This window comes from Gracilibacillus lacisalsi DSM 19029 (genome assembly GCF_000377765.1).
GTDB classification, from domain to species: domain Bacteria; phylum Bacillota; class Bacilli; order Bacillales; family Amphibacillaceae; genus Gracilibacillus; species Gracilibacillus lacisalsi.
The window spans coordinates 160,589-182,807 of record NZ_KB898663.1 but is presented as its reverse complement, the minus strand read 5'-3'; the positions used below and the strand labels follow the sequence as shown (position 1 = coordinate 182,807).

Below are 22,219 nucleotides of genomic sequence, written 5' to 3'. Positions count from 1 at the left end.
TGAAACAAAATTTACCTTAAATCGTATATAATAAATACAGAGCGAAAGAGGTGATAAGTTTGGGGTTGTTCAACAGAGTAAAGAAAGTGCTCAAAAGTAACGTGAATAATGAAAAAAAGAACTTACATCAATTACAAAAAGATACAGAACAGACATTACGTGAACTAAAAGCCAAAATAGATACAATGAAAGCAAAAATTCTCCGCCTTGAACAACAGATCATTGAACAGCAAAGTAAGGTGCAAAAATTTGAGCGATATGAAGAAAAGGCGACACATCATGAAGAGACGAATTCGTTTTCGCTTCAGAAACAACAGGCTTTAACTGAAATCGATCAGTTAGATGCTCAAAAAGCAGAGTTCAAGCTAAAAGTAAAAAAAATGGAGGATATCTATCAGACATTGCACCAAAGACAAGGGATGGATATAGCATATATTGAGGCAATGGAGACAGAAGCAAACGTAAAGCAAAAACAAGCTGAATCGCTGATTGAAGTTGAGAAATATGAAGAACAAGTTAGACAAGAATTAGCAGAAGCGGAAGTATTATTAGAATTGCGGGAAGATTCATTTACAACAAAATAGAGGTGAGAGGATGTTAGTTCATTATAAATGTCCGAGTTGTGGTTCAGACATGGCTTTTGACAGTGAATCAGGTCATCTATCCTGTGAAAGCTGTCTTAGAGAAGAGCATATCGATACATACGAGGATGTTCATATTACCCAATCATTTGAAGAAAATGAGGCGAAAGAGTACCAATGTGAAAATTGTGGAGCTGTCGTTTTAACTGATCAAGATACAACAGCTACTTCCTGTAGCTTTTGTGGTGCAGGAGTTGTCTTGGCAGATCGTTTGTCTGGAGATTTAGCCCCAACAAAAGTGATCCCTTTTACCATTAGTAAAGAAGAGGCAATGGAAGCATTCAAAAAATGGTGTAAAAACGGCCGCTTGACACCGAAAGGATTTATGACAGCTGACCGAGTAAAAGGTATCACAGGTATGTATGTCCCATTTTGGATGTACGATTTGGACAGTGATATCGAAGTAAAAGCAACTGCTACAAAGGTGAAAACCTATCGACGAGGAGACTATCGCTATACCGAAACACGCTATTATAATGTTTATCGTGATATAGATGTTAGTTACTTGAAGGTTCCCGTAGACGCTTCAGAGAAACTGGATGATACGTTAATGGATAAGTTAGAGCCTTATCATTACAATGAGTTGAAAGAATTTAAAACGCCTTATTTAGCAGGCTATTTAGCGGAAAAATACAATTACACCGATAAAGAATTGTTTGGCAGAGTGAAGGAAAAGATTAAGACATTCATAGATTCATATGTCTCTTCGACAATTTCTGGTTATTCAACGGTTCAATATCAGCAAAAAAATATCGATACCAAGCAAAAAAATAGTTATTATGCCTTGTTGCCTGTTTGGATGGTGTATTATGACTTCGATAAACAGGAGCATACTTTTGCGATGAACGGTCAGACCGGGAAAATCGTTGGTAAACCACCGCTCAGCTATAAAAAAGCGGCCATCTGGTTTACAAGTATTGCAGGGGGATCGTTTGTTGTGTTAAAAACGATTGCCATATTACTAGGTGGTGATCTGCTATGAAAAAAATTAGAAATAGTTTCTTTATTTTCATGCTATTTTTTCTTTTTGCCATACCAATAATGGCAGAACATCAATATATCTATGATGATGCTGACATTTTCAATGATGAGGAGATCTCGGAACTTGAACAATTAGCCGTAGAATATAGTGAAGAAAATAAAACAGACTTACTCGTGGTTACTACCAAAGATCCCGGGGATAGAGATGTTAAGGAGTATACACAAGATTTCTATGATGAAAATGCTCCTGGATACAATCAAGCACATGGTGATACAGCAATCTTGACGATTGACTTGAATGAATCAGAAGTATATGTAGCCGGATTTGGGAATAAACAAGATTATTTATCAAATGAACGGTTAGATCAAATTCGCGAACATATTACCCCTTTATTATCAGATGGTGATTACAAAGAAGCTTCCAAGCAATTTTTTGAAAAAGTCGATCAATATTTAGATGTGAATCCAATAATTAACCCAGAAAGTATCTTTCTAAAAACTTGGTTTCAGTTAGTGGTGGCAATCGTGGTAGGTGCCGTTGTAGTTGGTTCGATGATTTTTAATATGGGTGGACGTGTCACCGTTGATCATCAAACCTATATGGATCCTCAGAACTCACGAGTCGTGAAAAAACGGGATACATATATAAGAAAGTCCGTTCAAAAAACAAAAATTCAAAAGAATAATAACCGCAGTAGTGGTGGCGGTGGTGGAGTGACGAGCGGTGGTCATTCTCATACAGGAAGTAGAGGCGGATTTTAATATAATAGAAAGGATTGGATAGAATGATGAGTTTTTTTAGAGGTCAATTAGCGAATGTAGTGGAATGGGAAGAGTTCCGAGATGATATGATTTTTTGGAAATGGAGCAATCGTGAAATCAAAAAAGGCAGTAAATTGATTATCCACCCTGGCCAGGATGCGATATTCTTCGATCAAGGGAAAATCGAAGGTGTCTTTAAGGATGAGGGAGAGTATGAGATAGAATCTGAAATTATTCCTTTTCTGTCGACATTAAAAGGATTTAAGTTCGGCTTTAACAGTGGTATGCGAGTAGAAGTTGTTTTTGTTAATACGAAAGAATTTACGGTTAAATGGGGTACAAAAAATGCCATTAATATTCCAACCCCACAGCTTCCAGGTGGAATGCCCATTCGTGCCAATGGGACATTTCAATTTAAAGTAACCGATTATGTGAAACTAATTGATAATGTTGCAGGTGTCAAGAATAGTTATTTAGTAGAGGATGTTCGTTTGCGTATAACAGCCATTCTGGATCAACTATTAATGAAATGGATCACTAAAGAAGGTAAGGATATGTTCAATCTCCAAGCAAATTCCTTTGAAATCAGCAATGGCATCAAAGAAGACTTAGATATGCAAGTGAATAGTGATGGATTTGAAATCACGCGCTTTAATATTATGAGCTTTAATTATCCTAAGGAAATCCAAGATATGATCACCAAATCTGCTTCACATGGTATGATCGGTGATATGAATCGATACAAAGACGTTTCAATGACAGATGCGATTGCATCTGGAAAATCAGAAGGTGGCAATACAGCAACAGATATGGCTGGCATGATGATGGGGATGAACATGGCCAAGGAAATGATGGAAGGCGGGAATCAAAATCAATCATCCAATGAAAAACCTAGGCAAAATCAAGGAGGTAATCAATCAGGAGCAATTCCTAATTTTTGTCCGAATTGCGGGAACAAAACAGCAGGAATGAATTTTTGTGGAAATTGCGGTCATAAGTTAGCTTAAGTAAAAGATGGCTATTCTTTGAAGGGATAGTCATTTTTTCATTAAAAAGTACAAAATCGTTTTTTCTAACACGCTATAACTTTCAAAACAAGAAAACCGACTAATAAAAAACTTGTTTTCTACTACCTCCAAATTATGAAAATCAAAAAACAGCCATTTTGCTTTGCGATCGACCTGTGTTATAAAAAGGGTAGCTCCTTTTTATGGGGGAGGTATCACCCCCACTCTTCCTTTCAATTGAGAAGCAATCATGGCCCCTCCGATTGCTTCTCCTTTCTTTTAGAGGTTGTTCAAAAAGTCACCAAATGATAAGCGGCGAATCTCTTTGTTGGCTTGCTTCACCGTTCCTTGGAAAAGAAGAACACTTTTCCGACGTGCGATGTAGTTCTATGAAGCTTTCCTTTGTGCTCACGTATATAAAAGCATACGTTCCGCTACTCGAAACTTCACCGCCTCGACCTTCTTGCTTCTAATTTGGCAACTTTTTGAACATGCACTTTTAGCGGATTATTGTAATTTTTATCATCCAAGTGTTATGATAGAGAATGGAAATTTATTTTAGAAAACATGTATCGATTTTAAGATAAAGAGGAGCGGCTACAATGCGTGGATTATTAAAAAAAGTATTCGGTGATGGTAACCAACGTCAACTCAAAAGTTTAGAAAAAATTGCAGATGAAATAGAAGCGTTAGAGCCATCGATACAGCTATTATCTGATGATGATTTAAAAAATAAAACGGAAGAATTCAAGGAACGCTATCAAAATGGTGAATCTTTAGACGACCTATTAGTTGAAGCATATGCTGTAGTTCGTGAAGCAGCGAATCGTGTGTTAGGCATGCGACCATTTTATGTCCAACTAGTCGGTGCGATAGCGATGCATAATGGCAATATTGCAGAAATGAAGACAGGGGAAGGGAAAACGCTCGCCTCCACGATGCCGGCATATTTAAATGCGATAACCGGTAAAGGTGTCCATATTATCACAGTCAACGACTACTTAGCTGATCGTGATGCCAGAGAAATGGGAGAATTGTATCAATTTTTAGGCTTGACGGTCGGATTTAATCAAAACGGAATGCCGAAAGAGGAAAAAAGAGAAGCCTATGAAGCAGATATCACATATGGTACAAATAATGAATTTGGTTTTGACTATTTGCGTGACAATATGGTGTTATACAAGGAACAAATGGTACAACGCCCATTACACTTTGCCATTATCGATGAGGTCGACTCGATTTTAATTGATGAGGCACGTACTCCCCTTATTATTTCTGGTACGGCTCAAAAATCAGCAAGCATGTATCAACAAGCGAATTCTTTTGTTCGCACATTAAAAAATGAAGAAGATTATACGTATGATGAAAAATCAAAAGGTGTACAGTTAACAGAAGAAGGGATGAATAAGGCCGAACGTTTCTTTAACATTGAGAATCTCTTTGACTTGAACCATGTCACATTGATGCATCACATTAACCAAGCTTTAAAAGCGCATGTTGCAATGCACCGTGATACGGATTATGTTGTGGAAGAAGACCAAGTAGTGATTGTCGATCAATTCACGGGTCGTTTAATGAAAGGTCGTCGTTATAGTGATGGATTACACCAGGCGATTGAAGCAAAAGAAGGCTTACAAATTCAAAACGAAAGCATGACCCTAGCTTCGATCACATTCCAAAACTATTTCCGTATGTATGAGAAGCTTGCTGGTATGACTGGTACCGCGAAAACAGAAGAAGAAGAGTTCCGCAATATTTATGCAATGGATGTTGTGGCAATTCCGACGAACAAGCCGATCATCCGTGAAGATAAAGCTGATTTAATTTATAAAACAATGGAAGGTAAGTTTAGAGCGGTTGTTGAGGAGATAAAACAACGCTATGAAAAAGGTCAGCCAGTTTTAGTTGGTACAGTAGCGGTTGAAACGTCAGAATTGATTTCTAAGCTGTTGAAAAAAGCTGGTGTAAAACATAATGTGTTAAATGCGAAAAATCACTACCGTGAGGCTGAAATTATTGAAAATGCCGGTCAGAAACACGCCGTGACGATTGCTACCAACATGGCAGGTCGTGGTACCGATATTAAATTAGGTGATGGTGTGAAAGAATTAGGAGGACTTGCTGTTATTGGTACAGAGCGTCACGAGTCTCGTCGTATTGACAACCAGTTACGTGGTCGTTCCGGTCGTCAAGGGGATCCAGGTGTTACTCAATTCTATTTATCAATGGAAGATGAATTAATGCGTCGATTCGGATCCGACAATATGAAAAATATGATGGAACGACTTGGAATGGATGATACTCAGCCGATTGAAAGTAAAATGGTATCACGTGCAGTAGAATCCGCACAAAAACGGGTAGAAGGTAATAACTTTGATGCACGTAAAACGATTCTTTCGTATGATGATGTATTACGTCAACAACGTGAAATTATTTATAAACAACGATTTGATGTCATTGATTCTGATAATTTACGTGAAATCATTGAACAAATGATACAAACAACCGTGGAAAATGCTGTTAATACCTATATGGCAGAGGATATTCCAGAGGACTGGAACCTAACTGGTTTAATCGAGTATATCCATGCTACTCTACTTGAAGAAGAATGGATTACCGAAGATGATCTGAAAGGTAAAGAAAAAGATGAAGTAATCGACTTGATCATGGCCAAAATCAAGGAAAAATATGATCAAAAAGAAGAAGAATTTACGTCAGAGAGAATGCGTGAATTTGAAAAAGTTATCGTTCTTCGTACAGTTGATACGAAGTGGATGGACCATATCGATCAAATGGACCAGCTTCGCCAAGGGATTCACTTGCGAGCCTATGGTCAAAATGATCCACTGCGCGAATACCAGATGGAAGGTTTCGCGATGTTCGAACAGATGATTGATGTCATAAATGAAGAAGCATCGAAATATGTAATGAAAGCCCAAATTCGTGAAAACTTAAAACGAGAAGCAGTAGTGAAAGATACCCAAGCTGTTTCAGGTGGCGATCAACAGAAGAAAAAAGTGAAAAGACCGTTTGTCAAAGCACAAACAGTAGGTCGTAATGAACCTTGCCCTTGTGGCAGTGGTAAGAAATATAAGCATTGTCATGGAAGATAAGGTTAAATGAGGTGGAAGAAAGATGGAACTAGTAGAAATTAAACAAGAATTAGATAAAATGGCTAAGCGATTAGCGGACTTCAGGGGGTCTCTTTGACTTAGAGGCAAAGAGAGCCCGGATTGCAGAATTGGATGAGATGATGACAGATCCGAGTTTTTGGGATGATCAACAAGCAGCCCAGAAAATAATCAATGAGGCAAATGGTTTAAAAGAGCTAGTACAAGCTTTTGATAAAAACGAAGAATCATTGGAAAATGCTGAAGTTTCTTATGAGTTAGTCAAAGAAGAAAATGATGACGACCTTCATGAGGATTTGGAAAATGAAGTACAATCTCTTACCGATGCACTTAATCGATTTGAATTATTTATCCTTTTAAGTGAACCATATGATAAGAATAATGCCATATTGGAATTACACCCAGGTGCAGGTGGTACGGAATCACAGGACTGGGCAAGCATGCTTTTACGTTTGTATACAAGGTGGGCAGAATCTAAAGGATTTAAAGTAGAAACATTGGATTATCTACCAGGTGAAGAGGCAGGGGTCAAAAGTGTTACCCTGCTAATCAAAGGTCATAATGCCTATGGTTATTTGAAAGCAGAAAAAGGGGTGCACCGTCTTGTTCGAATTTCACCATTTGATTCATCCGGACGTCGCCATACATCGTTTGTTTCCTGTGATGTAACTCCAGAATTGGATGATGATATTGATATCGATATTAATACTGAGGATTTAAAAATAGATACGTACCGTTCGAGTGGTGCAGGTGGCCAGCACGTTAACACAACTGACTCAGCTGTCCGTATAACCCACTTACCGACAAATACAGTAGTAACGTGTCAGTCAGAAAGATCGCAAATCAAAAACAGAGAGCAAGCAATGAAAATGTTAAAAGCGAAATTGTATCAGTTAGAAATAGAGAAACAACAACAGGAAATGGCTGCAATTCGTGGAGAACAAAAAGAAATTGGCTGGGGCAGTCAAATACGCTCTTATGTCTTCCATCCGTATTCCATGGTAAAAGATCACCGTACAGATTATGAAACTGGAAACACACAAGCAGTGATGGATGGAGAAATAGACAACTTTATTGATGCTTATCTACGATCTGTAATGAATTAATAAGGAAACCTTAGTGCACCTAGATTCTGGGTGCTCGGTGCAGACACTACGAGCAAAAGGGGAAGCTCTCCTTTTGCTCGTTTTACTGTGTAATAAACAATTGAGGAGTGATGCAAACATGATCGCAAGATATCGAAGAAAGCAAATGCCGAATGGCTTACGGCAAATTTTAGATTATTCTTTTGTATTAGTAGGTGCATTTTTTGTCGCCATCGCGTTTAACCTTTTTCTATTACCTAATAATATCGCGTCAGGTGGTGTAGCGGGGGTTAGTACTATTACAAAGGCTGTTTTCAATTGGGAACCGTCGATTGTGCAATGGGGATTGAACATTCCGTTATTTATCGCAGGAATTGTCATTTTAGGAAAAAATTTCGGTGCAAAATCCCTTGTTGGTACGATAATTTTACCATTTTATGTATTTTTGACAAGAGATCTGCAACCAGCGACAGCAGATCCACTGCTGGCAGCTATTTTTGGTGGGATGATCGTCGGAATTGGGATTGGCATTGTCTTTCGTGGAAAAGCTTCTACAGGTGGAATGGATTTAGCAGCACAAATATTACATAAATATACTGCGTTGCCGCTGGGTATATGTTTAGCGGTGTTTGATGGCTTAATCGTTTTAACAGCATCATTTGTCTTTTCGATTGAAGAAGGTTTATATGCACTAATCGGTTTATTTATTACGAGCCGAACGATTGACTTTGTACAAGTAGGTCTAAATACCTCTAAGAATGTTATGGTTATAACGAATCAACCTGAAGAAGTTCGTCGAATTTTGTTGAATGATATTGATCGAGGTGTTACTATTTTTAAAGGATCTGGTGGTTACACCGATGAGGATCGAAAAGTATTAATGTGTGTCGTTCAGCAAAATGAATTCAGTAAGACCACAAGAGCTGTTAAATCGATAGATCCTGATGCTTTCGTTATCGCAATGAATGCCACAGAAGTGCTTGGAGAAGGATTCAAGCGATGATTTCCATTATCTGGTTCGTAACCCTAGACTTAGGTATGAAAGTTATGGTTTCTTAACATCTTGAAATGAAATTGTAATAAAAATTAAGGTAAAAAATATCGAAAATGATGTTATAATGTAGACAGTGTGGAATAGATCGTCGAAATTTGATTGGATCATTCGAGCAATTGTTAGATAAAACGATAAAAAGGTGATTACTTTATGATAAAAATGCAAGAAGTATATATGACTTATCCTAATGGGGTTGTTGCTCTGAATGGGGTGGATGTAACCATTGAGCAAGGAGAGTTTGTCTACATAGTCGGACAAAGTGGTGCTGGGAAATCAACCTTCACCAAAATGTTATTTCGAGAAGAGATACCAACAAAAGGTTCCGTTGTCGTCAACAATACAGATATAACAACACTGAAGTGGAAGGAAGTACCTTATTTCCGAAGAAATATAGGTGTTGTCTACCAAGATTTTCGTTTATTACCTAAATTAACAGTTTATGAGAATATTGCGTTTGCTTTGGAGGTAATTGAAGAATCACCAAAGAACATTCGTAAGCGGGTGATGTCTGTACTAGATCAAGTAGGTTTAAAAAATAAAGCCCGCTTTATTCCGGATGAATTATCAGGTGGAGAACAGCAACGTGTCGCTATTGCAAGAGCAATGGTGAACCATCCGGCCTTATTAATTGCGGACGAGCCTACTGGTAATTTAGACCCAGAAACATCATGGGAAATTATGCGAATATTAGAAGAAATTAATGCAAGTGGTACAACGATTTTGATGGCAACGCACAGCAAAGAAATTGTGAATACAGTAAAAAAACGTGTCATTGCTATGGAAGACGGTATGATTGTACGTGACGAGCATCGAGGAGAGTATGGATATGAAGTTTAGTACGTTAAAGCGACATTTCAAAGAAGGTGCTAGGAACACGTGGCGCAATGGTTGGATGACTATCGCATCTATTGGTGCCGTAACGACCACACTAATTCTAGTCGGAGTATTTCTAGTATTAATGATGAATTTAAATCATATTGCAAATGAATTGGAAGAGGATGTCCAAATCAAGGCGTTAATCGAGTTAACTGCTGAACAGAGTGATGTGGATGAAATCGAAGAAAATATTAACGATATAAGTGGTATCGAAAGTGTAGATTTTGTAACGAAAGAAGAAGAGCTTGAGAATTTAATGGACAGCATGGGCGAACAAGGACAAGCTTGGGGATTATATGAACAAGATAACCCATTAAATGATGCCTTCATCGTCAAAGCAGAAGATCCGCTGGAAACCGAAAGAATAGCAGACCAAATTGAAGAGTTTGACTTTATTTACCGTGTTAATTATGGACAAGAATATGTCGATACTCTATTTAAATTTAATGAGTATGCTAGAAATGTAGGACTAGTTTTAATAATAGCATTAGTATTCACTGCCATTTTCCTAATTTCTAATACAATCAAAATTACGATTTTAGCTCGTAAAAAAGAAATTGGAATTATGAAATTGGTTGGTGCAACAAATAACTTTATCCGCTGGCCATTTTTTGTGGAAGGTATGTTGTTAGGTATATTAGGAAGTATTATTCCGATAGCTGTGATTCTAATAGGTTACTATTTCTTATCACAGAATATGGCAATCTTGCAGCAATTTGACTTTGTGACGATTTTGGACTTTTACCCATTCGCATTACAAATTTCATTGATTATTGTTGGAATCGGTGCTTCAATTGGTGTATGGGGAAGTCTCATGAGTGTCCGTAAATTCTTAAAAGTTTAATAGAATACGAGAAATTGTCAGATTAGAGAGGGGAAATTCTATGAAACGGTGTTATTTAATTCTAACTTTACTTATCATCAGTACCATTTTCTCTTCAACCTCCGTTTTTGCTGAATCAGCGAATGAATTGGATAAAAAACTAAATGAATTAGAAGAGGAAAAAAATCAAATTAACCAAGAAGCGAATGAGGTAGAAAGTAAAGTAAGTGAAACAGAGGAAAAAATTAATGAAAATCAAGAGCAACAAGAAGAGACAAAAAGTGAAATGGATGCAATTAATAGTGATATAGAAAATACACAAGCTAAATTGCAAGCAAAAGAAGAGGAAATAGCAACAACAAACAAAAAAATCGCAGAAACAGAAGATGAAATATTAAAGACGGAAGAGGAAATCGAGGAATTAAAGGAAGAAATAGTGGCATTAAAAGATGAAATAAAACAGCTTGAAGAAAAAATTGAATCTCGCGAAGAACTATTAAAAAATAGATTGCGTTCGATTCAACAGAACGGTGGTAGCACAAGTTATTTAGAAGTAATCTTAGGTGCTCAAAGCTTTGGGGATTTTATCAACCGTGCTACAGCAGTAACCAAAATCATGGACTCTGATAAAAAAATTATGGAAGAACAAGAAGCTGATAAAGAGAAATTGGAAGAAAACAAAGTTGCAGTTGAAGAAAACAAAGAAGAAGTAGAAGAAAAACAAGTATCTTTAGAAGAAGATAAGGAAGAATTAGAAGATACTAAGACTTCTTTAGTAGCACAAAAACAGGAATTAGATGAGATTAAAGCAACATTAAATCAACAAATGGATAGTAAAGAAACGCTTATGGCACAATTGGAAACCAAAGAGGAAGAATTGCATGATCATAAGATGAGCTTAGCTGAAGAACAAAAAATTATTGCAAACAGAGATGCTACATTAGAAAAAGCAATAAATGAGGCTAAAAAAGAAAAAGAACAAATTGAACAATTCTCTAAAAATGATGAGCAAAATAATTCTGAAGTTGCGCCAACCCCTAGTGGGAACTCTACATTTATAAGACCTGTAGAGGGTTACATAACTGATTGGTATGGCACTCGTGGTGGTACACACTATGGGATTGATGTAGGTAACGCGTCAGCTAAAAATGGTGGGGACGTTCCAATTGTAGCTTCAGCAAGTGGTGTTGTTCATTCTTCTTATTTCTCAACATCTTATGGTAATGTAGTATTTATTACGCACATCATTGATGGTCAAGAGTTCACCACAGTTTATGCACATATGAAATATACACCTAAAGTTAGTGCTGGTGAGGTAGTTTCACAAGGTCAAACTATAGGCTATATGGGTAGCACTGGAAGGTCAACTGGTCCCCATTTACATTTTGAATTATATAAAGGTCCTTGGGTATCTGTACAAGATGGACGAGCACAAAAAACTATAGATCCTTTAAATTATTTCTCATATTAAAATTGAAAGACATCACAAAATACTTGTGATGTCTTTTTTAAACCTTCATAATATAGAAGTAAAGATATTTTTAGGAAGGATCCAAAAACTCAATTCTAAATGGAAAGAACAAAGAAGTGGAGTGTGGGATCAAGAAGCTAACTCTGCTAACCATCTGAGGTGTTAAAATCCTGATGGTAGTCTCACTTTATTTAAGGCTATGGGGTGGAATAATGAATATTAGAAAAAGGTATCTCGTGTTAATTTTGTTTGTAGCGATTGCTTTTGGAGCAGTTGGTACATATGTAGGCTTGGCTTTCTTTGCAGATGGAACAAGCTCTAATGGTAATTTAGCAAGTTTAGATCAGGATTTACTAACAGAACTGGCTGATCAACAAGAAACAATCGAAGAAAATATGGGGAAAATGTCAAAAGTAGTAGATGCGTTTTCCATTATTCAAGAAAATTATGTAGAGGATGTTGAAGATACACAATTAATTGAAGGTGCGATACAAGGTATGCTTCAATCTCTCGAAGACCCTTATAGTGTTTATATGGATCAGGAAACGATGGAGCAATTCAATGAACAAATTGAGTCTTCTTTTGAAGGAATCGGTGCTGAGGTCTCGATGACAGAGGGAAATGTGACGATTGTTGCACCGATAAAGGATTCTCCAGCTGAAAAAGCAGGGTTAAAGCCTAATGACCAAATCCTTTCGGTTGACGGGGAAAGCGTGGAAGGATTAGACCTTTATGAAGCCGTCAATAAAATACGTGGCGAAAAAGGTTCACAGGTCGTATTGGAAATCAGACGACCTGGCGTCGATGATTTGTTAGAGATAGAACTGACCAGAGATGCGATACCGTTAGAAACGGTTTATGTTGATACAAGAGAAGAGAATGGAAAGTTAATTGGTATTATTGAATTAACCTCATTCTCGGAGAATACTGCTAGTGATTTTGAGAATGGCTTAGCGGACTTAGAGGAACAAGGTATTGATGGATTAGTGATTGACGTGAGAGGTAACCCAGGTGGTTTGTTACCTTCTGTCCAAGAAATTCTAAGTAATTTTGTTCCTGAGGATACCCCTTATCTTCAAATTGAGGATCCTTCAGGCAAGAAAACAAGATATTTCTCGGACATAAGCTCTGCTAAAGACTATCCAATTGTCACATTGATTAATGAAGGTAGTGCTTCTGCCTCTGAAATTTTAGCCGCTTCTCTAAATGAAGCATTAGATTATGATATTGTTGGTGAAACATCATTTGGAAAAGGAACGGTTCAACAGACTGTATCAATGGGAGACGGTAGTACAATCAAAATTACGCGATTCAGATGGTTAACACCTGAAGGTAATTCGATCCATGAAGTTGGGGTAGAACCAACAATTGAACAAAAGATGCCGGATTATTATTACACCAATCCTGTCCAAGTCGATGAACCATTAACTTTTAACGAGAGTGATGACAAAATTGAAAATGTGCAAATTATGTTGGAAGGACTAGGATATGAGCCAGGAAGAACAGACGGCTATTTTAATGAAGAAACCCAAGCGGCAGTTGAAGCGTTCCAGCAAGATCAAGAACTGAATGTAACAGGTGAGGTAGACGAAAAGACTGCAGAAGTATTGCAAACAACGATCATCGAAAAAATCCGAGACCACCAAGATGATTACCAATTAGAAAAAGCAATCAACACCCTAACCGAATAAGCAAGCATTCAAGCTGTCATAGAATTTACTATGACAGCTTTTTAAAAGTGTCCAGTAAATACTCAAAAGTGTCCAATAAATCTACAAACAAGTGTTTAGTGTAAAAAAATAATGTACAACCATTTTAACTAAAATGAAATTATGGGTAGCCAAATTTGATTTTTTTTATCATAATAGAAGTAATATACATATTTTTTACCAAGATAGATAAAAAACTAGATTTCGCCACTACATGAGGAATTGGCGAATGTTTCTAATGACGTTTGTTGGGGAGGGGTTGTTTGAGATGGATTGGTTGATTGAATTTGGCGGGGTTATCGTACGTGTTTTTATGCAGCCGTTTATCTATTTATTTGTACTGCTCCTAATGCTGAGCGGTTATTGGCGCATTAAAAAGGATCGTCAAAATTTTGGAACGAAAGTATATCCGTATTTTCACGAGGCAAAACATACATGGTCGATTTCGATCATGGTAGGATTGATCCTATCGATTTTAGCGATTGCGTTTGGTTTTGTCATTTCCATACCATTTGCTCTATTATTAGGTCTCGTTATGTTAATCGTTGCAATCGGTAACCGGTTCAGTTGGCTGTCAGCAGGGTACTCTTTAGCAATTGTGTCCGCAATGATGTATTTTCTCAACATATATGGGGAGAATTATCTTCCAAGTAATTGGCTCCACTTATTAGAAGCAACAGATTTATTTTATATACCTTTTATTATCGGTATCTTATTACTAACAGAAACGTGGATCTTAGCCAAATTACAGCATGATGATACATATCCGGAACTGGTAAAAAGCAGTCGCGGTAAATATTTAGGTCAGCATCGAATCAAAAAACTGACCATTATCCCATTTATTGCTTTAGTACCTGGTGGGTGGATAGAGCCTTTTGCAGAATGGCCATTATTAGAGATTTCTGGCGAGTCTTTTGGGGTGATGATTTTACCATATGTTTTCGGTTTTGAATATACCGTGAAGTCACGATTGCCACGTGATGCAGCCAAATGGCTATCCAAAAAGGTTGCATTATTAGCGATATTGATTTTGCTAATTGCAGCAGGCAGTTACTTCGTGCCATTTTTAACAGTTGTTGCGCTTGTTGTAGCATTTTTAGGAAAAGAATTTATACAGCTTGTTTACCGCTCCTCAGAAGAGCGCCGTACACCATATTTCCGCCCAGCCAAAAAAGGACTATTAGTACTTGGCACATTGCCAGATACTCCAGCTGTCGATTTAGGTTTAATTCCTGGGGAAAGAATTGTGAAAGTGAACGAAATATCAGTAGAAAATGAAGAAAGCTTTTATCAAGCAGTGAATCAAAATCGAGCATTTTGTAAATTAAGTGTGAAGGACTTAAACGGGGAAATCCGCTTTGCGCAACGAGCATTATATGAAGGCGAGCATCACAAACTAGGAATATTGTTTGTGAAAGAAACTGATAGTTACGTACAAGAAACCAGATTAGAAAAACAAGAGAGCTGATGATCAGCTCTCTTGTTTTTCATTAAATTGCAAAAGTTCGCGAATCTCTTCTTCTGATAATTTTGATAGTAACGTTTCGCCTGGCTGAATAATTTGATCGACAAGTTCGCGTTTCCTCTGTTGCAGTTGATAAATTTTTTCTTCAATTGTTCCCTCGGTAATAAAGCGAATCACTTGTACTACGTTTTTCTGACCGATTCGATGTGCTCTACCTGCAGCTTGTTCCTCCACTGCTGGATTCCACCATAGATCATATAAAATGACAGTATCTGCTCCTGTTAGGTTAAGACCTGTTCCACCAGCTTTCAGAGAAATCAGGAAAAATCCTTTTTCTCCTTCATTAAATGCTTCGACCATCTTCATTCGTTGTTCTGAAGGAGTGGAACCGTCTAAATAAAATACTTCCTGACCATTAGCTTCAAGTGCATCACGGATAATCTCCAACATGCTGGAAAACTGTGAAAAAATCAAAGTTCGCTTGCCGTTTGCTTCCAATTCAGTTGTTAACTCCATTAATTGCTCAAGCTTACCTGATTTTCCGCTATAATTTTCCAAGAACAAGCTCGGATGGCAACAAATTTGTCGTAGTCGGGTGAGACCTGCTAAGATTTGCAGTTTGCCACGGTCAAATCCTTTTTCTTCAATGGTTTGATCTAGTTCATTTTGGATCCGTTGCAAGTATCCAATATAAACTTCTTTTTGATCCTTCGTTAGTTCGGAATATTGAACAGACTCAATTTTATCCGGTAGTTCATCCAGTACTTCTTTTTTCACTCGTCGTAAAATAAATGGCCTAGTAATCTTGGCGATATAATCTGTATCTAGGTTACTGAATGCTTTTTTGCTGCCGAAAAGTCCGGGTGATATCGTATAAAAAATCGACCATAATTCATCCAAAGCATTCTCGATAGGTGTACCACTCAGTGCGAAAAATTGTTTCGCCTGTAATGACCGCACCGCTTTTGCTGTTAAGGTTAAATGATTTTTGATCGCCTGTGCTTCGTCTAAAATGATGCAATCAAACAAATGATTTTCATACAAATCCTGGTCTTTCCTAAGCGTCGGATAGGATGTAATGAGAATATTGGTATCTTGATGCTCTTGCAACAATTTTCGTCGATCCTGCTTAGGTCCGATAATAACACCCGTAGTCAATGTCGGTGCGAATTTTTCAACTTCTTTTTTCCAATTGTATAACAGGGACGCAGGTGCAATGACGAGTGCTTGATAATGTCCTACTTTATCATTTGCTTCTGACAGAATGTAACTGATCGTCTGCAATGTCTTACCTAATCCCATATCGTCCGCTAAAATACCGCCTAAATGATAATGCGATAATGCTTTCATCCATTGAAATCCGGTAACTTGGTAGTCGCGGATATCCGCTTCTAACTGATCTGGTAATTCAAATTGTAATTGCTCGGGATGCTTTAACTGCTCCAGCATTTGCTGAAATGATTCACTATAGCGATGATCAGTCTTATTCAATGCTTCTTCGACCTGGAAACTTCGAGCAGCCGGAATCGATATTTTGCCATCTTCCATCTGTTTTTTGGACAAGTCTAGCGTCTTTTGCAGCTTTTGAAAGGAAGAAAAGTCATCTGATTCTAGACGGATAAGTGCTCCATTCGGGATCCGATAATATCGCTTTTTTTCGACTAAAGCTTGCAAGATATTTGCGACATTTTCGTCTGAAATACCTTCCAAGTCGAATTCGATATCTAGCATTCCTTCAGACGGACGATAATCGACGTTGGATTGTAAGGTAATTTGATCGATTCCTTCGACCATTTGTTTAACACTTCTTGAAAGGAAGACAGATGCCACGTTTTCCATGTGATAGACACCTTCATGGATAAACGAATAAATCGCATCATCATTAAACAAATAAAACGCCTGGTTCATTTCGATAAAAGCTTCATCACGAAGCATTTGCATTATTTCCTGTTCCTTGTGTGTTTCGCGCTTTACAATTGTTTCTCCTGATCCTTGTTCAGAGTAAGGGGTAAATACGGACTCGCCATAGTGATATTCCACTTCAGCTTTTAAGGCTCCATCGATTTCGTCGACAAAGATTTTCGTCTGTAATGGTGCCGTGTTAATCTGCTTTTCCATTCTTTCCGTCATATTTAATGTACCAACCTGTTCAAATTGCGGCATGACATTTTTGACGAAGACATCCATTTCATTTGGCGAAATCATTTGTTTTTTCTTATTTTGAAAAGGGATCACACGGAACAATTTTTCTAAAATCATTTTCTGTTGATACGTTATTTTGTAAAAGTGATGTTCATGGATCACGTATCGGTAACTATCTAAAAAGTAATATTCAGATAGATCGGTCATTTCTAATGTATAATTATTGGACTGTTGATAATCGAGATGAAACTGTAGCTGATTATTCATTTCGCTCACTGCTATTGCTGGATATTCCTTACTGTTTTCATGTCGAAATACATAGTCCATTTCCGTTAGTTGATCTAACAATTGGTCAATTAAGCTTGGAGGAATATAAATACTTCTAGGTTGCTCCAACTTTAAAACATAGCTATTTCCGAATAGGCGCTCTTGTTCATAACAAGTCAAAAGCATTTCGATCATCTTTTGATCTTTGGATGTAAAGTAATGAATCGATGGATAAAAAGTAAAACTTTGATTTACTTTATAGGAGTCACCACTACTCAATGCTTTTAAAAATCCGCGAATATCCCGAATTACATACGGTCTTTTATCCCCGATTTTTACTTCGATACTAAGGGCATACTGAGAGTTTTTATTTGCCTTTGTTAAGGACAAAAGGTATTCCGTCTCAATCACTAGTGGTGTCTCCGTCTGTTCTTTTTTATCACGAAATGTATGTAATAATTGTTTAGCGAACAGATCAGTATCCTGTGTAGGTGCTTGTTGTGCACCACGATCCACTGCAAATTTTCTGCGATTAGATTGAGCATCCTGCGTAATGGCTAACAGCACTGCCGCAACATGTTTACATGTACCATGTGCTTCAAAGGCTGGACAGTTGCAGGTCGTATCTACCTTCATGTCGTCCGTAAAATAAATGCGAACGGTATAAATTTTCGTTCCTTTTACAAGTCCGCGCCAAGAGTTGGATTCCGGATTATAGGAAAGCCCGTATACTTTTCCTGTTTGATAATATTGATAACCTCGTTTATAGAAACGTTCACCAGTAAGCTGGCGGATCGATTGTTCTGTCATTTGAATTTGTTGCAAATTGATCCCATCCTTATTTAAAGAATCCATCATTATATTATATCAGATTCTGTTTTTGATGCCATCCAGATGATATTTTTATTTTATCTCTGTTTGATAAGTGGTAAAATAGGAGAGGTTAAAAGGTACGTTAAGTAGAAAGTAGGTAACAATATGGGATTACAAGAAGAAGTGCAAAAAAGAAAAACATTTGCGATTATTTCCCACCCTGATGCAGGGAAAACAACGATGACAGAAAAGCTCTTGTTGTTTGGAAATTTAATACGCTCGGCAGGTACTGTCAAAGGGAAGAAGTCTGGAAAATTTGCGACATCGGACTGGATGGAAATTGAGAAGCAACGTGGGATTTCGGTCACTTCCAGTGTGATGAACTTTGATTATAAAGGGCATAAAGTGAATATTCTCGATACACCCGGTCACGAAGATTTTAGTGAAGATACCTATCGAACCTTAACAGCTGTCGACAGTGTAGTCATGATTATTGATGCAACCAAAGGGATCGAAGCCCAAACGATCAAGCTGTTTAAAGTTTGTAAAATGCGTGGGATACCGATCTTCACGTTTATCAATAAATTAGACCGGGAAGGACGCGAACCGTTAGAGTTATTAGACCAAATCGAGGATGTCCTGAATATTGAAACCTATCCTATGAATTGGCCGGTCGGTATGGGAAAACGATTCTTAGGTATATTAGATCGTTACCATGATCAATTTATCCGTTTTAATGGTAATGAAGAAGAAACCTATATACCTATGACTGAGATGGAAAAAGAAGAAGATATTTATAATCATCCGACCTATCAGGATACGGTGGAAGAATTGGAATTACTGGATGAAGCAGGTGATCAATTTTCGTTGGATCGTGTATTAGCTGGCGAGCAAACACCGGTATTTTTCGGTAGTGCGCTCGCTCCATTTGGGGTCCAGACCTTTTTCGATACATTCATCGATATGGCTCCTGCACCAGGACCGCGTCGTACCGAAGAAGAAGTCATCAGTCCTGATTATCCTGATTTTTCCGGATTCATTTTCAAAATTCAAGCAAACATGAATCCTCAGCACCGTGACCGGATTGCCTTTTTACGAGTCTGCTCAGGTCGGTTCGAGCGCGGGATGAATGCAACACTTGCTCGTACAGGGAAAAGTATTCGTCTGGGGCAGACACAACAATTTGTCGCATCCTCACGTGATACGGTAGAAGAAGCCTATGCCGGTGACATTATCGGTGTCTATGATCCAGGATCGTACCGAATTGGTGACACATTAATCGAGGGGAAGAAGTCATTTCAATATGATGAACTGCCACAATTCCCACCTGAAATGTTCCAGCGCGTAACAGCGAAGAATGTGATGAAGGCGAAGCAGTTTAGAAAAGGGATCGAGCAACTCGTACAGGAGGGTGCGATCCAATTGTTCCGTGGTTATCCAACCGATTCGATGATCATCGGCGCTGTAGGACAGTTGCAGTATGAAGTGTTCCAGCATCGGATGAAAAACGAGTACAACGTAGAAGTGATGCTTGAATCAATAGGTGATCGCATTCCACGTTGGCTAAAAAAAGAACAAGTTGATCCAACATTATTTGATGAACGCAATCTGTTAGTGAAAGACCGTGAAGACGAATTCCTCGTCTTGTTTAAAAATGATTTCGCATTAAGATGGTTCATTGATAAACATCCAGAGATCGATCTGATTGATTTATACGAAGTAAACCAATACGATCAAACCACATAATAAGAAAAGCCACAGCTGTGATAGTTGTGGCTTTTTGCTGACTGAAAGTTGATAATAAAGTACTCGAAGTTGATAGTAACCTCTAACATAGCTCCGTGTTCCACTACTATCCCTCCATTACATCATATCTTTTTATCATCCCGGCAGCTTTGGTTATAATGAAGAAAGAGAATCAAAAATAAAAACGAATATTTGTTCGCTTTTTGTTGGAATATAGTGTATAATATGACAAGTAGTATGAGAACGGAGGTATCAAGGTGGAAGAACAAACTTTTTCATTACAAGCACCTTATCAGCCACAAGGGGACCAGCCTAAAGCGATTAAGGAGCTGGTAACAGGCATTGAGAAAAAGAAACGTCACCAGACTTTGCTCGGAGCAACTGGGACTGGGAAGACGTTTACCATCAGTAATGTGGTCAAAGAGATTAATCGGCCAACATTAGTCATTGCACATAACAAGACGTTAGCGGGTCAGCTTTACAGTGAATTTAAAGAATTTTTCCCGAACAATGCAGTAGAATATTTTGTTAGTTACTATGATTATTATCAACCAGAGGCATATGTACCATCTACAGATACGTTTATTGAAAAAGATGCGAGCATCAATGATGAAATTGATAAATTGCGACACTCCGCAACATCTGCATTGTTTGAACGTAATGATGTCTTAATTGTTGCTAGTGTATCTTGTATTTATGGGCTAGGTTCGCCGGAAGAATATCGTAGCCAAGTGTTATCCTTGAGAGTAGGTATGGAAAAAGACCGAGATGAGTTATTAAGAGGTCTTGTCGATATTCAGTATGCTCGAAATGATATTGACTTCCAACGCGGTACATTCCGTGTTCGTGGTGATTCGGTAGAGATTATCCCAGCATCAAGGGAGGAACACTGTATCCGTGTCGAGTTTTTCGGTGATGAAATCGATCGAATTCGTGAAGTAGATGCGTTAACAGGTGAAATCATCGGTGATCGTGAACATATTGCGATATTTCCAGCATCTCACTTCGTTACTCGGGAAGAAAAATTAAAAGTAGCAATGGAAAACATCAAAAAAGAATTGCAGGAACAACTAGAAAAATTCCGCGAAGAAGATAAATTATTAGAAGCACAACGTTTGGAGCAACGAACCAATTATGATCTGGAAATGATGGAGGAGATGGGATTTTGCTCAGGAATCGAAAACTATTCCCGCCATCTTACATTAAGAGAACCTGGATCGACTCCCTATACATTAATTGATTATTTTCCAAATGATTCACTTATTGTGATTGATGAATCTCATGTTACCTTACCGCAAATTCGTGGGATGTATAATGGAGACCAGGCACGGAAACAGGTATTAGTCGATCATGGTTTCCGTTTACCGTCTGCATTAGATAACCGTCCATTGACATTTGAAGAGTTTGAGAAAAAGGTAAACCAACTGATCTATGTCTCAGCAACTCCAGGACCATACGAGCTAGAACATACACCTGAAATGACGGAGCAAATTATCCGTCCGACAGGTTTATTAGATCCAGAAGTGGATGTTCGCCCAATCGATGGTCAAGTAGATGATTTAATCGGGGAAATCAACAAACGAGTCGATCGCAATGAGCGTGTGTTAGTAACAACACTTACGAAAAAAATGTCAGAGGATTTAACTGATTATTTAAAAGAAGTTGGGCTGAAAGTAGCTTATTTACACTCGGAAATAAAAACATTAGAACGAATTGAGGTTATTCGTGACTTGCGAGTAGGGAAATATGATGTATTAGTTGGAATTAACCTTTTACGTGAAGGGTTAGATATTCCCGAAGTATCGCTTGTGGCAATCCTCGATGCTGATAAAGAAGGTTTCTTACGCTCTGAGCGCTCCTTAATTCAAACGATGGGGCGTGCGGCTCGTAATGAAAATGGTATGGTTATTATGTATGCCGACAGAGTCACCGATTCGATGCAAACCGCTATCGATGAAACGTATCGACGTCGTGAAAAACAACAAGCCTATAATGAGAAACATGGCATCACACCTCAAACGATCAATAAAGGAGTTCGCGACGTGATCCGTGCTACGATGGCGGCAGAAGATGAAGAACAATATGATAGTACAGCAAAACAAGTAAGTGACATGACGAAGAAGGAAAAGCAAGATTTAATCGAAAAAATGGAAAACGAAATGAAACAAGCGGCTCGCGAGCTCGATTTCGAACGAGCAGCAGAGCTTCGTGATCTTGTTTTAGAATTGAAAGCAGAAGGGTGAAAT

At 38.0% G+C, this 22,219-nt stretch carries 15 protein-coding genes; 14 read left to right on the top strand and 1 reads right to left on the bottom strand.

All coding sequences use genetic code 11. The features are described from left to right. Positions 1–59: 59 nt before the first annotated feature. The 12 genes from D569_RS0103385 to D569_RS22425 all read left to right on the top strand — a co-directional run bounded on the left by D569_RS0103385 (position 60) and on the right by D569_RS22425 (position 15,008). Positions 60–584 carry a PspA/IM30 family protein gene (locus D569_RS0103385; RefSeq protein WP_018930993.1) on the top strand — a complete coding sequence of 175 codons (525 nt, stop codon included), beginning with the start codon at positions 60–62 and terminating at the stop codon, positions 582–584. Positions 585–594: 10 nt separating this feature from the next. Continuing rightward, positions 595–1,623, top strand: coding sequence for a TFIIB-type zinc ribbon-containing protein (locus D569_RS0103380; protein ID WP_018930992.1), 1,029 nt, complete (start codon positions 595–597; stop codon positions 1,621–1,623). Beyond that, the gene (locus tag D569_RS0103375) at positions 1,620–2,384 is read left to right on the top strand and encodes a TPM domain-containing protein (RefSeq protein ID WP_018930991.1); all 765 of its coding nucleotides are present in this window, start codon (positions 1,620–1,622) and stop codon (positions 2,382–2,384) included. Before D569_RS0103380 ends, D569_RS0103375 begins: the two co-directional genes overlap by 4 nt. Positions 2,385–2,410: 26 nt before the next feature. Beyond that, the gene (locus D569_RS0103370) at positions 2,411–3,391 is read left to right on the top strand and encodes an SPFH domain-containing protein (protein ID WP_026287199.1); all 981 of its coding nucleotides are present in this window, start codon (positions 2,411–2,413) and stop codon (positions 3,389–3,391) included. A 602-nt stretch (positions 3,392–3,993) separates the two neighbouring features. Beyond that, complete coding sequence (secA, locus tag D569_RS0103365) at positions 3,994–6,504, top strand: preprotein translocase subunit SecA (protein WP_018930989.1); 2,511 nt, start codon at positions 3,994–3,996, stop codon at positions 6,502–6,504. Between the two features lie 22 nt (positions 6,505–6,526). Then, a protein-coding gene (prfB, locus tag D569_RS0103360; protein WP_156822873.1) for a peptide chain release factor 2 occupies positions 6,527–7,628 on the top strand; the annotation gives its coding sequence in 2 pieces (ribosomal slippage) (positions 6,527–6,598 and positions 6,600–7,628; 1,101 coding nt in all). A 118-nt stretch (positions 7,629–7,746) separates the two neighbouring features. After that, positions 7,747–8,610, top strand: a complete 864-nt coding sequence (locus D569_RS0103355) for a YitT family protein (RefSeq protein WP_018930987.1) — start codon at positions 7,747–7,749, stop codon at positions 8,608–8,610. A 201-nt stretch (positions 8,611–8,811) separates the two neighbouring features. Then, entirely contained in the window at positions 8,812–9,498 is a 687-nt protein-coding gene (ftsE, locus tag D569_RS0103350) for a cell division ATP-binding protein FtsE (protein ID WP_018930986.1), read from the top strand. Continuing rightward, the gene (gene ftsX, locus D569_RS0103345; protein ID WP_018930985.1) at positions 9,488–10,381 is read left to right on the top strand and encodes a permease-like cell division protein FtsX; all 894 of its coding nucleotides are present in this window, start codon (positions 9,488–9,490) and stop codon (positions 10,379–10,381) included. The genes ftsE and ftsX overlap by 11 nt, the downstream gene beginning before the upstream one ends. 40 nt (positions 10,382–10,421) lie before the next feature. Next, on the top strand, positions 10,422–11,831 hold the full coding sequence (locus D569_RS0103340) for a PcsB-like coiled-coil domain-containing protein (protein ID WP_018930984.1): 1,410 nt from the start codon (positions 10,422–10,424) through the stop codon (positions 11,829–11,831). Between the two features lie 212 nt (positions 11,832–12,043). Further along, the gene (locus tag D569_RS0103335) at positions 12,044–13,522 is read left to right on the top strand and encodes a S41 family peptidase (RefSeq protein ID WP_018930983.1); all 1,479 of its coding nucleotides are present in this window, start codon (positions 12,044–12,046) and stop codon (positions 13,520–13,522) included. A gap of 247 nt (positions 13,523–13,769) precedes the next feature. Next, a complete protein-coding gene (locus D569_RS22425) occupies positions 13,770–15,008 on the top strand; it encodes a PDZ domain-containing protein (RefSeq protein ID WP_169336427.1) in 1,239 nt (412 codons plus the stop codon). 3 nt (positions 15,009–15,011) lie between these two features. On the opposite strand, the gene D569_RS0103325 is transcribed toward D569_RS22425, so the two are convergent. Then, on the bottom strand, positions 15,012–18,239 hold the full coding sequence (locus D569_RS0103325) for a DEAD/DEAH box helicase (RefSeq protein ID WP_018930981.1): 3,228 nt from the start codon (positions 18,237–18,239) through the stop codon (positions 15,012–15,014). Between the two features lie 153 nt (positions 18,240–18,392). On the opposite strand from D569_RS0103325, the gene D569_RS0103320 reads away from it, so the two are divergent. Both D569_RS0103320 and uvrB read left to right on the top strand, forming a co-directional pair. Then, positions 18,393–19,973 (top strand): peptide chain release factor 3, encoded by a 1,581-nt coding sequence (locus D569_RS0103320; RefSeq protein ID WP_018930980.1) that lies wholly within the window; start codon positions 18,393–18,395, stop codon positions 19,971–19,973. Between the two features lie 257 nt (positions 19,974–20,230). Continuing rightward, positions 20,231–22,216, top strand: a complete 1,986-nt coding sequence (gene uvrB, locus D569_RS0103315) for an excinuclease ABC subunit UvrB (RefSeq protein WP_018930979.1) — start codon at positions 20,231–20,233, stop codon at positions 22,214–22,216. The last annotated feature ends 3 nt before the right edge of the window (positions 22,217–22,219 follow it).

What these genes read in the sequence shown, in the direction of transcription:
- D569_RS0103380 (WP_018930992.1), top strand. Translation starts at nt 595, where the DNA reads ATGTTAGTTCATTATAAATGTCCGAGTTGTGGTTCAGACATGGCTTTT.
- D569_RS0103375 (WP_018930991.1), top strand. Translation starts at nt 1,620, where the DNA reads ATGAAAAAAATTAGAAATAGTTTCTTTATTTTCATGCTATTTTTTCTT.
- D569_RS0103370 (WP_026287199.1), top strand. Translation starts at nt 2,411, where the DNA reads ATGAGTTTTTTTAGAGGTCAATTAGCGAATGTAGTGGAATGGGAAGAG.
- secA (WP_018930989.1), top strand. Translation starts at nt 3,994, where the DNA reads ATGCGTGGATTATTAAAAAAAGTATTCGGTGATGGTAACCAACGTCAA.
- D569_RS0103355 (WP_018930987.1), top strand. Translation starts at nt 7,747, where the DNA reads ATGATCGCAAGATATCGAAGAAAGCAAATGCCGAATGGCTTACGGCAA.
- ftsE (WP_018930986.1), top strand. Translation starts at nt 8,812, where the DNA reads ATGATAAAAATGCAAGAAGTATATATGACTTATCCTAATGGGGTTGTT.
- ftsX (WP_018930985.1), top strand. Translation starts at nt 9,488, where the DNA reads ATGAAGTTTAGTACGTTAAAGCGACATTTCAAAGAAGGTGCTAGGAAC.
- D569_RS0103340 (WP_018930984.1), top strand. Translation starts at nt 10,422, where the DNA reads ATGAAACGGTGTTATTTAATTCTAACTTTACTTATCATCAGTACCATT.
- D569_RS0103335 (WP_018930983.1), top strand. Translation starts at nt 12,044, where the DNA reads ATGAATATTAGAAAAAGGTATCTCGTGTTAATTTTGTTTGTAGCGATT.
- D569_RS22425 (WP_169336427.1), top strand. Translation starts at nt 13,770, where the DNA reads ATGTTTCTAATGACGTTTGTTGGGGAGGGGTTGTTTGAGATGGATTGG.
- D569_RS0103320 (WP_018930980.1), top strand. Translation starts at nt 18,393, where the DNA reads ATGGGATTACAAGAAGAAGTGCAAAAAAGAAAAACATTTGCGATTATT.